Here is a 14,032-nt window from a genome sequence, read left to right as displayed (position 1 = left end):
AGAGGCGTATGGACCTGGATCCGCTTTGGTACAAAAAAGCGCTCATCTACGAGCTGCACATCCGCGCATTCCATGACTCGAATGGTGACGGCCACGGGGACATCCCGGGCCTGATTGAGAAGCTGCCGTACCTCCAGGACCTGGGCGTGGACTGCCTGTGGCTGCTGCCGCACTACCCGTCCCCGCTGCGCGACGACGGCTACGACATCGCGGACTACTACGGCATCCACCCGGACTACGGCACGCTGGCGGACTTCCAGCGCCTGGTGGAAGAGGCGCACAAGCGGGGCTTGCGCATCATCATCGAGCTGGTGGTCAACCACACCAGTGATCAGCACCCCTGGTTCCAGGAGGCGCGGCGCGACCCCAAGAGCCCCAAGCGCAACTGGTACGTCTGGAGCGACACGGACGAGTCCTACAAGGGCGCGCGCATCATCTTCACCGACACGGAGCGCTCCAACTGGACGTGGGATCCGGTGGCCAAGCAGTACTTCTGGCACCGCTTCTTCAGCCACCAGCCGGACCTGAACTACGACAACCCCGAAGTGCAGGAAGCCATGCTGGACGTCATGCGCTTCTGGCTCAACATGGGCGTGGACGGGTTCCGCTGCGACGCCGTGCCCTACCTCTTCGAGCGCGAGGGCACCAACTGCGAGAACCTCCCGGAGACGCACGCGTTCCTGAAGCGCCTGCGCAAAACCATCGACTCCGAGTACCAGGGCAAGGTGCTGCTCGCGGAGGCCAACCAGTGGCCCGCCGACGTGCGCGTGTACTTTGGCGAGGGCGACGAGTTCCACATGGGCTTCCACTTCCCGGTGATGCCCCGCCTCTTCATGGCGGTGCGCCGCGAGGACCGCACGCCCATCGTGGAGATCATGCAGCAGACGCCGGACATCCCGGAGTCCTGCCAGTGGGCCATCTTCCTGCGCAACCACGATGAGCTGACGCTGGAGATGGTGACGGACGAGGACCGGGACTACATGTACCGGGAGTACGCCACCGACCCGCGCATGCGCATCAACCTGGGCATCCGCCGCCGCCTGGCGCCGCTGATGGACAACGGCCGGCGCCGCATCGAGCTGATGCACAGCCTGCTCTTCACGCTGCCCGGCACGCCGGTCCTCTACTACGGGGACGAGATCGGCATGGGCGACAACATCTACCTGGGCGACCGCAACGGCGTGCGCACGCCCATGCAGTGGACCGGGGATCGCAACGCGGGCTTCAGCCGCGCGGACTACGCGCGCCTCTTCGCGCCCGTCATCGCGGACCCCGTCTACGGCTACCAGTCCATCAACGTGGAGGCCCAGGAGCGGCAGAAGTCCAGCCTGCTGCAGTGGGTGAAGCGGATGATTGGCATCCGCCAGCGCTACCCCGTGTTCGCCATGGGCAGCTTGCGCTTCCTCACCACGGAGAACCGCAAGGTGCTGGCCTTCGTGCGCGAGTGGCAGGGGCAGACGGTGCTCGTGGTCTGCAACCTGTCGCGCTTCGCGCAGCCGGGCGTGCTGGACCTGCGCGAGTTCGAAGGCAGCATCCCCGTGGAGTTGATTGGAGAGACGCCGTTCCCCCGCATCAGCGAACTGCCCTATCAGCTGTCGATGGGGCCCTACATGTTCCTGTGGTTCCGGTTGGACAAGCCACTGCAGGCGAAGGAGTAACCCCGCGTGACGCCCCTGGACCTGACCAAGCTGCCTGACTTCCTCAAGACCCAGCGCTGGTTCGCTGGAAAGGCCTGGCCCATCAAGAGCGTCGGCGTGGCGGACCACGTGACCATGGAGCTGGGTACGTGTGCCTTCACCCTGGCCATCATCGAGGTCATCTACGAGCTGGGCAATCCGGAGCGCTACCAGATCATGGCCCGGCAGACGCCGGAGGGGCTGGTGAGCGCGCTGGAGGACGACGACTGCGTGCGCGCCCTCTTCAACCTGGCCCGGGAGGGCAAGGTGGTGTCGTCCGGCTCCGGCCGCGTGGTGGGAGAGTGGATCGCCTCCACGGACAGCGGCGTGGCCCTGCCGGATCCGCTCTCCGTGCGCCGGCTCAACGTGGAGCAGAGCAACACGTCGCTGGTGCTGGGCGAGCGGGTCATCGTCAAGGTCATCCGCAAGCTGGAGGCCGGCGTGAACCCCGAATACGAGGTGGGCCGCTTCCTCGCCACGAAGACGAACTTCCGCGCGACGCCGCAGCTGGTGGGCGCGCTGAACCTGGAGGGCCCCGCGGGCGCGACGCTCGCGCTGGCGCACCGCTTCGTGCCGGACGCCGTGGACGGCTGGAAGTACACGCTGGAGCGGCTGCGTCAGGAGAAGGCGCTCTCCGAGCGCTTCCTCGGGGAGATGCGCGAGCTGGGCGCCCGGCTGGGAGAGCTGCACAAGGCCTTCGCCTCCGCGGGCCCGGACGACCTGGCGTTCTCCCCGGAGCCGCTGCTCCAGGAGGACCTGCAGCGCTGGAGCGCGTCCATCGTGGGCGAGCTGGGCGTGACGCTGGCGGACGCCGGGCGGCTGCACGCGGACCTGGAGCACAAGCGAGAGGGGCTCATCGCGTACGCGAAGCGGCTGGCGCAGGTGGCGCCCTCCGGCCAGAAGGTCCGCATCCACGGCGACCTGCACCTGGGCCAGGTGCTGCGCTCGGAGAACCAGTGGCTGTTCTTCGACTTCGAGGGCGAGCCGTCCCGTTCCTTCACCGCGCGCCGGGAGAAGTACAGCGCCCTGCGCGACGTGGCGGGGATGATCCGCTCGTTCGACTACGCGGAGGCCACCGTGTCGCTGGAGGGCGGCCAGCCGCGCGGGCGCGTGGGCCCCACCCGGGACGCGTTCCTGGAGGGCTACCGCCAGGCGACGCGCGGCGCGGCCTTCCTGCCCGACAGTGATGAAGCCTTTGACGTGATGTTGCGCGCCTTCGAGCTGGAGAAGCTGTTGTACGAAGTGCGCTACGAACTCGCCAACCGGCCGGACTGGGTGCGCATCCCCGTCGAGGCCCTGCTGCGGATGGAGGATGCCCAGTGAGGAAGCCTGCGGACAGAGCACAGGTGGACGCGGAGCTGCAACGCGTGGTGGAGCTGCGCCATCCGGAGCCCCACTCCATGTTGGGCGTCCACCCGGACGGCGACGCGGTGGTGGTGCGCGCCTACCGCCCGGAGGCCGTGGCCATCCACGTCCTGCCGGAGTTCGGCGGCAAGGTGCCCATGCAGCACCGCACCGGCGGCGTCTTCGAGGCGCGCATCAACGGCCGCACGGAGCCCTTCAGCTACCTCCTGGAGGTGGAGTACCCGGGCAAGAAGGTCTTCACGCTGCGCGACCCGTACAGCTTCCTGCCCACCATTGGTGAGATGGACCTGTACTTCGCCGGCGAGGGCCGCCACGAGCGGCTCTGGGAGCGCATGGGCGCGCACCTCATCCACCACAACGGCGTGAAGGGCACGTCGTTCGCCGTCTGGGCGCCCACCGCCCGGGGCGTGTCCGTGGTGGGTGACTTCAACGGCTGGGACGGCCGCCTGCACGCCATGCGGCGCATGGGGTCCTCCGGCATCTGGGAGCTGTTCGTCCCGGAGGTGGGTGAAGGCGCCCGGTACAAGTTCGAGATCCGCCCCGGCCACGGCGGCGGTCCGCTGCTCAAGGCGGACCCCTTCGCCTTCCGCACGGAGACGCCGCCCGCCACCGCGTCCGTGGTGCATGACCTGCAGCGCTACGCGTGGGGCGACAGCGCGTGGCTGGAGGCGCGGGAGAAGCACGTGGACGCGGCCCACCACCCGTGGAGCGTCTACGAGGTGCACCTGGGCAGCTGGCGCCGCGTGGTGGAGGACGGCGACCGGCCCATGACGTACCGCGAGCTGGCCCCGGAGCTGTCGCGCTACGTGAAGGAGACGGGCTTCACGCACGTGGAGCTGCTGCCCGTGTCGGAGCACCCCTACGGCGGCTCCTGGGGCTACCAGGTGGGCGGCTACTACTCGCCCACCGCGCGCTTCGGGCACCCGGACGACTTCCGCTACCTGGTGGACTACCTGCACCAGGAGGGCATCGGCGTCATCGTGGACTGGGTGCCGGGCCACTTCCCGCGCGACAGCCACGCGCTGGGCAGCTTCGACGGCACGTCCCTCTACGAGCACTCCGATCCACGCCAGGGGTCGCAGCCGGACTGGGGCACGCTCGTCTTCAACTTCGGGCGCAACGAGGTGCGCAACTTCCTCATCGCCAACGCGCTGTTCTGGCTGGAGGAGTACCACATCGACGGGCTGCGCGTGGACGCCGTGGCCTCCATGCTCTACCTGGACTACAGCCGCAAGCAGGGCGAGTGGGTCCCCAACCGCTGGGGCGGCCGAGAGAACGAAGAGGCCATCCAGTTCCTGCGCGAGCTCAACGACACCGTGCGCCGCAAGCACCCGGGCGTGGTGGTCATCGCGGAGGAGTCCACGGCGTGGCCCAAGGTGTCCCAGCCCGTCAGCGAGGGCGGCCTGGGCTTCCACTTCAAGTGGAACATGGGCTGGATGCACGACACGCTGTCGTACTTCTCCAAGGACGCCGTCTACCGGCAGTTCCACCACAACCAGCTCACCTTCGGCCTGCTGTACGCGTTCAGCGAGCACTTCATGCTGCCGCTCAGCCACGACGAGGTGGTGCACGGCAAGGGCAGCCTCTACGGGCGCATGCCGGGCGACCCATGGCAGAAGCGCGCCAACCTGCGCGCGCTGTTCGCGTGGATGTGGGCCCACCCGGGCAAGAAGCTGCTCTTCATGGGCGGCGAGTTCGGCCAGCCGGCGGAGTGGAACCACGACAAGAGCCTGGACTGGCACCTGCTCCACGACCCGGGCCACAAGGGCATCCAGAAGCTGGTGAGCGACCTGAACCGCCTCTACCGCGACCTGCCCGCGCTCTATGACTCGGACAGCGAGCCGGTGGGCTTCCAGTGGCTGCAGCCGGACGCGTCCGCGGCGAACGTGCTGGCCTTCGTGCGGCGCTCGCGCACGCCGGGCCGTCACGTGGTGTGCGTGGCCAACATGTCTCCGGTGCCGCGCGAGGACTATCGCGTGGGCTTCCCGCTCCACGGCCGTTATGTGGAGCTGGTCAACACCGACGCCGGGGAGTACGGCGGCAGCGGCATGGGCAACCGGGGCCAGGTGCACACGGAGGCAACGGGCTGGGATGGCCAGCCGGCGTCCGCGACGCTCACCCTGCCCCCGCTGTCGGTGGTGTGGTTCACGCCGGGGTAGCACGCCCCGGCCTCACCGAAAGGACCTGGGGCATGGCGGCAGCGAAGCGGAAGCTGGGAGCGACGGGCCTGGAGGTGTTCCCGCTGTGTCTGGGCGGGAACGTCTTCGGCTGGACGGCGGACGAGGCCACCTCGTTCGCCGTGCTCGACGCCTTCGTGGAGGGCGGCGGCGACTTCGTGGACACCGCGGACGTGTACTCGCGGTGGGTTCCCGGCCACGTGGGCGGTGAGTCGGAGACGGTGCTGGGCAAATGGATTGCCTCGCGCAAGGCGAAGGACCGCCTCGTCATCGCCACGAAGGTCGGCGCGGAGACGGCGCTGGGCAAGGGCCTCACGCGCGAGCACATCGAGAAGAGCGTGGACGCGTCCCTGCGCCGCCTGGGCGTGGAGCGCATCGACCTGTACTACGCGCACTACGACGACCCGAACACGCCCTTCGAGGAGACGCTGCGCGCCTTCGACGCGCTGGTGAAGGCGGGCAAGGTGAAGGCGCTGGGCCTGAGCAACCACACCGCGGAGCGCGCGCAGCAGGCGCTGGACACGCAGAAGCGGCTGGGGCTTGCGCGCTACACCGTCCTCCAACCGGAGTACAACCTGGTGGAGCGCCCGAAGTTCGAGGGCGCGCTCCAGAAGGTGAGTGAGAAGGAGGGGCTGGCCGTGGCGCCCTACTTCGGGCTCGCCGCGGGCTTCCTCACCGGCAAGTACCAGGAGGGCCAGCCGGCACCGGCGTCCGCGCGCGCGGGCAACGTGCTCAAGAAGTACGGCAACGCGCGGGGCTGGGGCGTCGTCGCCGCGCTGAAGAAGGTGGCGGAGCGCCGGGGCGCCACGCCGTCGCAGGTGGCGCTGGCGTGGCTGGAGACGCGGCCCACGGTGGTGGCGCCCATCGCCAGCGCCACGTCCGTGCCGCAGGTGAAGGAGCTGCTCGGGTCCTTCTCCCTGAAGCTGGAGGCGGACGACCTGCGCGAGCTGGAGCGCGCGTCGTCGTAAATCAAGTTTCATCCGCGACGAGCACGGTCTTCAGCCTCTCCAGCACGGGCTCCGGCACGTCGATGAAGGACAGGCCCACCTCGAAGCGGGCCACGGCGTCCTTGGGTAACTTGATGGCCCAGACGATGCGCGCGGTACATTCCACCGAGCTGCCGTCCGGGAGGAACAGCTCCAGGTCCAGGCGCGAACCCACGTCCTGCGGGTCGTCCGAGTAGATGCGCGCGCCCCCGAGGCTGACGTCGAGCACCTGCTTCTTTTCGCCCACCTTCATTCGCGCGGGGCGCGAGTAGAGGGGCGCATGGATGCGGGGAAACGCACGGCGATCAATGGGAGAGGTCATCTGGAGTGCCACGTTCCGCCATCCTAGCGTGACTGTCACGAAACGGCACGGGGCCGCCCCGTCGGGGAGGTGACCCGTGGGGTCGGGGCCACCCTACCCGGCGCTCCCGCCCGGCCCGTCGAGCTCCGGTGCGTCGCGCGCCAGCTCGTCGCAGATGAGCGTCTGGATGCGGAAGGCCAGCCGCGCCTCCTGCACCACCTCCTGGGCCTCGCCCTCCGTCAGCTGCACCTCGTCCAGCCGGGCCACCAGCCGGGCCTGGAAGGCGAGCAGCTCCGCGGCGGACACCGCGTTGTAGAAGGCCGTGCCCCGGCCGTTCTCCAGCTCGAACGCCCGCGCGATGAGCTCCGAGCGCCGGGGGGCGGTGAAGAGGTCCTGCGCGCACCGGGCATACGCATGCGCGATGAGCAGGTGCGGGGCCTCCGCCGCCACCTCGCGGATCCGCTCCGCGTGCAGCCGCGTGTCCTCGCAGGCGAAGGGCTTCGTGCGCGTGTCGCCGCAGAACCAGTCCAGGTCCGCCAGGAGCGCGGAGGCGCGCCGCAGCTCCGGCAGCCGCAGCACGCGCGCGAGCGGTCCGTCCTTCAGCCCCGGCAGCACGGACTCCAGCGCCTCGTAGACGACGTGCAGCTGGCGCAGGTGGTTCACGTAGTGGCGCGCGCGCACGAACTGGCCATAGACGCCGCCGTTCCACGAGCCGTGGAAGAGCGCCTCCAGGAACGTGGACTGCTCCGCCTGGCGCCGGGCCATCCCCGTCCCCTCCTCCAGCCGCAGCGACAGCCGCTGCATGGACGGCAGGCCCGAGGGGGCCGTGGACGCGGACGGCAGCCGCCGGTCCCTCGCGGAGCGATCGAGGCCGCCCCAGCGGAGGGTGCCCCGGACGGTGCTCACTGCTTCCACCCGCCGGTGGACGCCCCGTGGGCGGCGGGAGCCTGCTCCTGCGACTCGGCGTCGTGCGGCAGCTCCAGCTGGTGGATGGCCTCCACCAGCGTGTGCCCCAGCTCGCGCAGGACGTCCTCCTCCAGGCGAAGCGTCACCGGCCCCACCGCCAGGTGGATGTGCCCACAGCTGCACCGCGTCACCTCGGCGCACGGGCCTCGCGCCAGCACCGACCTGCAGCATCCCTGACCGATCATCGCGCTCTCCAGATGATTTTGATTATCGGAATCAAAATCATGAAGCCACAACGCGCTTTCGCCGTCAAGCCCGGTCCGCCCTCAAAGACAGACACGAGACCTCCAATAAAAGACAATCAATATCAACGTCTGCATTTATTTGTTTCATGCTTCACGATATCTGTACTTTTGTTCATGTAGGCACGACGCCTCGCGAGCAGGGCGAAAAATGGCTGAAGGTTTGTTCAGGTCCGCTCAGGGATGCTCGAGGCCGCGAGAAAACTGCCTGAAGGTTTGTTCAGGTCGCGGCATCCTGAAAAGGCCGGGTGGAATCCGGTTGGAAAAACGGACCCTGCGGCCACCACTCGTGCTGACGGCCATCCTGGGGCTGGCGTGCTTGCAGTCCAGGTTCCGGAGGGCATGTGGGGCGAAACGTTCGACGTGCCGCGCTCCCTGAACATCCCAGCAGGCATGCCGGTGCCGGTCTGGGCCTGCCCCACGACATCATCTTCCACGAGCGCGTGGGCAGATGTGGATCGACGACGCGCGGCGAGGTGGAGACGGTCACCTCCGGGCTGCCGGACGCGTCCCTGCCGGAGCTGCGCGGCGCCATCTACCGGTGGGACTGGAGCGGCGGCTCGCGCGAGCTGTTCGCTCGGGGCCTGCACAACACGGAGGGTCTGGCGTGGGGGCCGGGCACGGACACGCGGTGGGGGCCGTCAACAACCGCGACGACACGCCCTACCCGTTCGACGACGGCACCGGCCAGTACGGCAAGGTCATTCCGGAGAACGTGGGCAACCACCCGCCGGAGGCCCCGGCGTCCGTGCGCCAGGGCGGCTACTACGGCTGGGCTTTATGCAACGCCAACCCGGACCCACCGAGCGGCCTGAAGCACATGACGCTGGACCGCATCGCCCCCACCGCGCGGCCATGAGACAGGCTCCCACGCGGCGAGGACGTGCTCAGCGCGACTCGCCGCGCGCCAGCTTCTCCACGTAATCCGCGGGCAGCCCGGCGCTCTTCGCGCCGCGCACCAGCGCCTCCACGAAGCGTGGGCTCACCGGCCCGTCCGACGACGCGCGGCGCGGGTTGGTCACGAACGCGGTGGCCTCCACCTCCTGGCCGTCCACGCGCACGCGCACCGTGCGCTCCACGCACATGCTGGTGACGAAGCCCTCCTTGTGCTGGACGATGGGCCAGTCCCTGCCGGGAATCTCGAAGAGCCGCCCGTACACGCGCGCGCCCGGAGCGTCCGTCAGGCCCGCCACCCGGCCGCCCCACCAGCGCGAGGGGAAGTCGTAGACGAGGTCCACGTCCAGCGCCTCGGCGAGCCGGCCTTCCGGCAGCTCGAAGAAGCCGTAGCTGTGCTGGTGCTTCCACTCGTCGAAGGCGGCCCGGTCCAGGATGGTCGAGTACGCGAAGTACCGCCGGGGCGCGTTCGCGTCCGCCTGCTCGCGCGCCTTCATCACCTGGTCGTAGTGCGAATCCATGTGCGTCTCCTCCCGCCGCTACCGCTCGCCTTTGCTCCGCGCCAGGGCGCCGTCGCGGAACGCGCCCAGCACCCCGCCCACGTCCAGGCGGGACGTCTTGATGAACAGCCGCAGCGCGCGCTCCACGTGCTCGGCCAGGACGGCCATGCGCTCCAGCCGCCGCAGCCTCTCCGGCGGCAGGCCGCCCGTGGCCTCCGCCAGCCGGCGCGCTTCGGACAGGTCCGCGCGGATGCGGGTGACGAAGGCCGCCTCGCGCTCCTCCACCACGTGCGTCACCATCCGCACCAGGTCCGTCTCCGCCGCGTAGCGCCACACCGTGTCCTGCGGCACGCGCACCCGCTGGATGACGCCCCAGTGCTCCAGGTCGCGCAGCAGCATGGACACGCCGCCCTTGGACAGGTCCAGCTCGCGCTCAATCTCGCCCGCGGTCAGGGGTTCACCGCGCAGGTAGAGCAGGCCCCACACCCGGCCCTGGTTGCGCTTGAAGCCCCAGAACTCGATGACGTTGCCCACCGCCTCCACCGCGATGGCTTCCCATGGCGCCAGCCTTCCGTGCTCCGGCGGCGCGACGGGCTTGTGGCTCCCGGGATCCCCCCCTGTCCACAGGTAGCCCTTCACGCAGCGCGTCCCTTCACCTGTTCCGCGATGCCCGCGGACAGCCGGTGCGCCCAGCTCATCAACTCCGCGCCCGCGGCGTCGTTGGCGAAGGGCCCCAGGCGGTCGAGCGCCGCGCCAATCTCCGCGTTCATCCGCTCCATGGACGCCTCCACCGCGCCGGTGGCCTCGATGGCGGCGCCAATCTCCCGGGTGCGCTCCGGGGTGATGACGGAGAACGCCCACGCGTCCTTGAGCTTGCGGCGCAGGGACTCGTCGCGCGACACCGCCAGCAGGATGGGCAGCGACGGCGTGCGCGAGTGCACGTCCGCGTACCGGGGCTTGCCCACGTCCGTGCCCAGGATGTCGCGAATGTCGTCGGCGATCTGGAACGCCACGCCCAGGTGCCGGCCAAAGGCGTCGAAGCGCTCCCGCGCCTCCGGCTGATCCGCCAGCGTCGCGGCCGCCTTGCCGCACCAGCCGAACAGCGAGCCCGTCTTGCCCTCGGCGATGTAGCGCAGCCGCGTGAGCGGCAGGTTCAGGTCCCCGCGCGCCTCCACCTCCGCGATGGCCGCGCGGGTCATCTCCGTGACGATGGACAGGCCGCTCTGCACCAGCCGCGCGTCCAGCTCCGACAGCCGCGACAGCGCCGTGGACAGGATGAGGTCGCCGCTCATCACCGCGACGATGTTGCCCCAGCGCGCGTTCACCGTCGGGCGGCCCCGGCGGAACATGCCCGCGTCCACCACGTCGTCATGCAGCAGGCTGGCCGAGTGGATCATCTCCGCCGCCACGCCCACGTCCACCAGCCGGGCGGCCGGCACTCCCACCACGCCGCCAAACAGCCGGACGAGCATGGGCCGCGCCCGCTTGCCTCCAGCGCCCAGGCACAGGTGACGCGCCGCATCCATCAGCGTGTCGCCCTTCACGTCCGGACCGACGTCGCCATCCGCGAGCAAGTCGGTCAGACGTTGCTCCACCTGCCCCAGAAACTCCGTCAGCTCGTGAGCGACATCCATGTGCGCGGTCTCCTTCCGGGCCGTTCATATAGTTCAAGACCGCGTGAACTGCACCTGAATCCCTTCTGCCCACCAGGCGGGCGGACAGCAGGTGGAAAGCGGTGGATAAGCCCGGTTGGTGTCCGGCCGGGCCCGGGCGAGTCCTTGGAGGTCCGATTGAGAGGGAATGCGAGGCCATGGGACACGAATCACCGTGTCCGCCGCCTTCCGCCGCCGCCTCGTCCAGAGCTTCGCGTCCCTCGCCACCGGCGTCCCCCTCTTCCGCCCTGGCGCCTCGCTGCCCGGCTCGTCCGCGCCCCTCCTGGGGGCCCCCCCGCCGCCGGACGGCCACCGGGGCCCGCCCCTGCACAAGCGCCTGAGGGCGTCCCTGCGGGTGTCCATCGTGGAGGGCATGTTCGCGGAGGTGTTCACCGCGTGCGCGGGCCCCACCGTGCTCACCGCGTGGGCCATCGCGCTGAAGCTGGGGCCCTTCCTCGTCGGCGTGATGACGGCGCTGCCCTTCTTCGCGCAGTTCGTGCAGTTCCCCGCCGCGTGGCTCACCCTCTGCTTCGGCCACCGGCGGGTGGCGCTGACGGCGGTGTGCCTGTCCCGGCTCGCCCTGCTGCCCCTGGCCGTCCTGCCCTGGCTGGGCCTGTCCTTCGAATCCCAGCAGCACCTGCTGCTCGCCGTGGCCGGGGCGTCCGCGCTGCTGGCCGTGGTGGGCAACAACGCGTGGGTGGCGTGGATGGGGGAGCTGGTCCCCGGCGCCGTGCGGGGCCGCTTCTTCGGCAAGCGCACCGCGCTCACCACGCTGATGGGCACCGCCGCGTCGCTCACCGCGGGCCTGCTGATGGACCGCCTCAAGGGCGGCGCGGGCGTGGGGCTGGCCCTGCCCGTGCTGGCGCTCGCCGCGTGCGTCATGGGCGTCGTCACCACGCTGATGATGGCCGCGCAGCATGACCCGGCGCCCCCGGGCACCTCTCCGAAGCTGGAGCTCAAGGCGGCGCTCCTGCCCTGGAAGGACGACGGCGCCCGGCGGGTGCTCCTGTACCAGGTGGCGTGGAACGCGGCGGTGGGCGTGTCCGCGCCCTTCTTCGCGCTGCACAGCCTGCAGAACCTCAAGATGACCTTCGTCATCATGGCCCTGCACGCGGCGGCGGTGGCGGGCGTGCGCGTGCTGACGGCGCCCCTGTGGGGCCGCGCCATCGACAGGCTGGGCGCACAGCCGGTGCTGATGCTCTGCTCGCTGGGCATCAGCGCCATCCCCATGCTGTGGCTGCTGCCCTCGGCGGGGACGCTCTGGCCGCTGCTCTTCGACGTGCTCCTGGCGGGCTCGCTGTGGAGCGGCCACGGCCTGGCCATCTTCGCGCTGCCCCTCACGGTGGCGCCGCGCCACGGCCGGCCCTTCTACCTGGCGGCGTTCGCCACCGCGGGCGGGCTGGCCTACGCGGCGGCGGCGGCCCTGGGCGGAGCGCTGGCGGCCCAGGTGCCCCAGCAGTTCATGCTGGGCGGCCACCTGTGGGTGAACCTGCACGTGCTCTTCGTCGTGTCGTCGGTGGCCCGGCTGGGGGCCGCCTTCCTCGCGGCCCGGGTGAACGAACCCGGCGCCGCCACCACGCGCACCGTGGCCCAGGTGGTGGAGCGCTTCGTGCCCCGCCTCCGCCCGGCTACAGCCGGTAGTCGCGCACCATCGCCGCCACGCGCTCCGACAGGAGCTTGAGCGACACGGCGGACTCACTGGTGGTGGCGATGCGCTTCACCGTGTCGCCCATCACCGTGTTGAGCTCGTTGACGGCGGTGAAGATCTGCTCGATGCCGGTGGCCTGCTGGTTCACCGTGTTGGAGATCTGCCGGGCGGACACCACGCTGTCGCGCACGATGGAGGACAGCTGGCGCAGCGTGTCCCCGGACGTGCGCACCTGGGCCAGGCCCGCCTCCATGCGCTGCGTGCCCGCGGCGGTGATCTCCACCGTGGCGAAGATGGCGGTGCTGATGTCCGCCAGGATGCCGCGCACCTGGTTCGTCGCGCGGATGGACTGGTCCGCCAGGCCGCGGATCTCCCGGGCCACCACCGCGAAGCCCTTGCCGTGCTCCCCGGAGCGCGCCGCCTCGATGGCCGCGTTCACCGCGAGCAGGTGGGACTGGTCCGCCAGGTCCTTCACCGTCTCCGTGATGCCGGAGATCTGCTCGGTGCGCTCGCCCAGGGCCATGATGCGCTCGGCGATCTGCTCCACCTGCGCGCGCAGGGCCACCATGCCCTCGATGCTCTCGGTGATGGCGACCTCGCCCGTCTTGCCCAGCACCTCCGCGCGCTCGGCCACGTCGATGACCGTCTCCGCCGCGCGGGACGCCACCACGGACGTCTGGCGGATCTCCTGCGCCGTCACCTGCGTCTCCTGGAGCGCGGCGGCGTGGCGCGACACCATCTCGTTCTGCCGGCCCGCGGAGTCGTTCAGGTGGTCCACCGAACCGCGCAGCAGGTCCGAGGACGCCTGCAGCTGCTGCAGCAGGTCCTTCACCTTGGACGTCATCATGGAGAAGGCCTTCGCCAGCTGGGCCACCTCGTCGCTTCCCTCCACGCGCACCGTCTCGCGCAGGTCGCCGTGCTCCGCGATGCGCTGGGCGGCCTCCGTCAGCTGCACCAGCGGCGCCGCCACCCGGCGCGCCAGCACGATGCCCACCACCACGAACGCCGACAGCGCCAGCAGCATCACCACGCTCACGCCCGTGGTGATGGCCTTCACCTGCGCGCGAGCCGCCGTGCGGTTGAAGCCCACGTGCACGCTGCCCGCGCCGTTCGCGAAGCGCGAGCTGACGTCCAACAGCTCCGAGTCCCGCACGTAGAACGTCGCCTCACCCTGCGCGCGGCCCAGCCTGTCGCGCAGCTCGCGCATCGCGGTGGCGTACTCGCCCGCCACCGCGCGCATCTGCCCCGCGCCGTCGAAGACGGCCACGTAGGCCACCTGGTGGTGGCGCACCGTCTGGTCCAGCACGGACTGGAGCGCCTCCGTCTGCCCCCCCGGCATCGCCGCGGGCAGCGTGGCCGCCAGCGCCGTGGGCAGCGCGCTGCCCACCTCGCGGCCCTGCGCCTCGAAGGCGGAGCTGACGCGCGGGATGAGGTACCCGAAGAAGAGGACGATGAAGAACAGCGCCACCAACAGCGGCGCGAGCGTGAGCTTCTGGGACAGGGAGAGTCGCATCCGGGAGCGGCGCCAAATCCAGAGGAAGTCTGGGAAACGAAGCCCCCCTGGACCATCCAGTGAGGTGCCGCATTTTGGACTTTCCAGAGGAGCCTGCGCAATGGCTCAGCGC

General features: G+C 70.2%; 13 protein-coding genes. 6 read left to right on the top strand and 7 right to left on the bottom strand.

What is annotated here, in order from left to right:
* Positions 1 to 8 precede the first annotated feature (8 nt).
* Genes treS through D7X96_RS10065 form a run of 4 tightly spaced genes read left to right on the top strand, consistent with a single transcriptional unit; the run spans position 9 to position 6,186 of the window.
* Positions 9 to 1,658: a maltose alpha-D-glucosyltransferase gene (treS, locus tag D7X96_RS10080; RefSeq protein ID WP_120549763.1), complete on the top strand. Its 1,650-nt coding sequence runs from the start codon at positions 9 to 11 to the stop codon at positions 1,656 to 1,658.
* 6 nt (positions 1,659 to 1,664) lie between these two features.
* Complete coding sequence (locus tag D7X96_RS10075) at positions 1,665 to 2,999, top strand: phosphotransferase (protein ID WP_120549762.1); 1,335 nt, start codon at positions 1,665 to 1,667, stop codon at positions 2,997 to 2,999.
* Positions 2,996 to 5,200, top strand: a complete 2,205-nt coding sequence (gene glgB, locus D7X96_RS10070) for a 1,4-alpha-glucan branching protein GlgB (protein WP_120549761.1) — start codon at positions 2,996 to 2,998, stop codon at positions 5,198 to 5,200. The genes D7X96_RS10075 and glgB overlap by 4 nt, the downstream gene beginning before the upstream one ends.
* Positions 5,201 to 5,232: 32 nt before the next feature.
* Positions 5,233 to 6,186: an aldo/keto reductase gene (locus D7X96_RS10065; RefSeq protein ID WP_121769599.1), complete on the top strand. Its 954-nt coding sequence runs from the start codon at positions 5,233 to 5,235 to the stop codon at positions 6,184 to 6,186.
* Between the two features lies 1 nt (position 6,187).
* Here the strand turns inward: D7X96_RS10065 and D7X96_RS10060 are convergent, their stop codons facing one another.
* The 3 genes from D7X96_RS10060 to D7X96_RS10050 form a co-directional block, all read right to left on the bottom strand.
* A complete protein-coding gene (locus D7X96_RS10060; protein WP_233609995.1) occupies positions 6,188 to 6,538 on the bottom strand; it encodes a PilZ domain-containing protein in 351 nt (116 codons plus the stop codon).
* Between the two features lie 81 nt (positions 6,539 to 6,619).
* Positions 6,620 to 7,411, bottom strand: coding sequence for a biliverdin-producing heme oxygenase (locus tag D7X96_RS10055; RefSeq protein WP_120549758.1), 792 nt, complete (start codon positions 7,409 to 7,411; stop codon positions 6,620 to 6,622).
* Positions 7,408 to 7,656 (bottom strand): hypothetical protein, encoded by a 249-nt coding sequence (locus tag D7X96_RS10050; RefSeq protein ID WP_121769598.1) that lies wholly within the window; start codon positions 7,654 to 7,656, stop codon positions 7,408 to 7,410. The genes D7X96_RS10055 and D7X96_RS10050 overlap by 4 nt, the downstream gene beginning before the upstream one ends.
* A gap of 664 nt (positions 7,657 to 8,320) precedes the next feature.
* Between D7X96_RS10050 and D7X96_RS10045 the strand changes: the two genes are divergently transcribed.
* The gene (locus tag D7X96_RS10045) at positions 8,321 to 8,572 is read left to right on the top strand and encodes a hypothetical protein (protein WP_147468272.1); all 252 of its coding nucleotides are present in this window, start codon (positions 8,321 to 8,323) and stop codon (positions 8,570 to 8,572) included.
* Positions 8,573 to 8,600: 28 nt separating this feature from the next.
* On the opposite strand, the gene D7X96_RS10040 is transcribed toward D7X96_RS10045, so the two are convergent.
* Genes D7X96_RS10040 through D7X96_RS10030 form a run of 3 tightly spaced genes read right to left on the bottom strand, consistent with a single transcriptional unit; the run spans position 8,601 to position 10,741 of the window.
* Positions 8,601 to 9,128, bottom strand: coding sequence for a gamma-glutamylcyclotransferase family protein (locus D7X96_RS10040; protein ID WP_120549756.1), 528 nt, complete (start codon positions 9,126 to 9,128; stop codon positions 8,601 to 8,603).
* Between the two features lie 18 nt (positions 9,129 to 9,146).
* Positions 9,147 to 9,746 (bottom strand): GbsR/MarR family transcriptional regulator, encoded by a 600-nt coding sequence (locus D7X96_RS10035; protein WP_120549755.1) that lies wholly within the window; start codon positions 9,744 to 9,746, stop codon positions 9,147 to 9,149.
* Complete coding sequence (locus tag D7X96_RS10030) at positions 9,743 to 10,741, bottom strand: polyprenyl synthetase family protein (RefSeq protein WP_120549754.1); 999 nt, start codon at positions 10,739 to 10,741, stop codon at positions 9,743 to 9,745. The genes D7X96_RS10035 and D7X96_RS10030 overlap by 4 nt, the downstream gene beginning before the upstream one ends.
* Positions 10,742 to 10,907: 166 nt before the next feature.
* Between D7X96_RS10030 and D7X96_RS10025 the strand changes: the two genes are divergently transcribed.
* The gene (locus D7X96_RS10025) at positions 10,908 to 12,440 is read left to right on the top strand and encodes an MFS transporter (RefSeq protein ID WP_120549753.1); all 1,533 of its coding nucleotides are present in this window, start codon (positions 10,908 to 10,910) and stop codon (positions 12,438 to 12,440) included.
* On the opposite strand, the gene D7X96_RS10020 is transcribed toward D7X96_RS10025, so the two are convergent.
* Positions 12,388 to 13,920 (bottom strand): methyl-accepting chemotaxis protein, encoded by a 1,533-nt coding sequence (locus tag D7X96_RS10020; protein ID WP_121725170.1) that lies wholly within the window; start codon positions 13,918 to 13,920, stop codon positions 12,388 to 12,390. The two genes, D7X96_RS10025 and D7X96_RS10020, sit on opposite strands and share 53 nt — an antisense overlap.
* Between the last annotated feature and the right edge of the window lie 112 nt (positions 13,921 to 14,032).

Origin of the sequence: Corallococcus interemptor (assembly GCF_003668875.1) — a bacterium.
Lineage (GTDB): Bacteria > Myxococcota > Myxococcia > Myxococcales > Myxococcaceae > Corallococcus > Corallococcus interemptor.
This window is presented reverse-complemented; position numbering and strand designations above follow the sequence as displayed.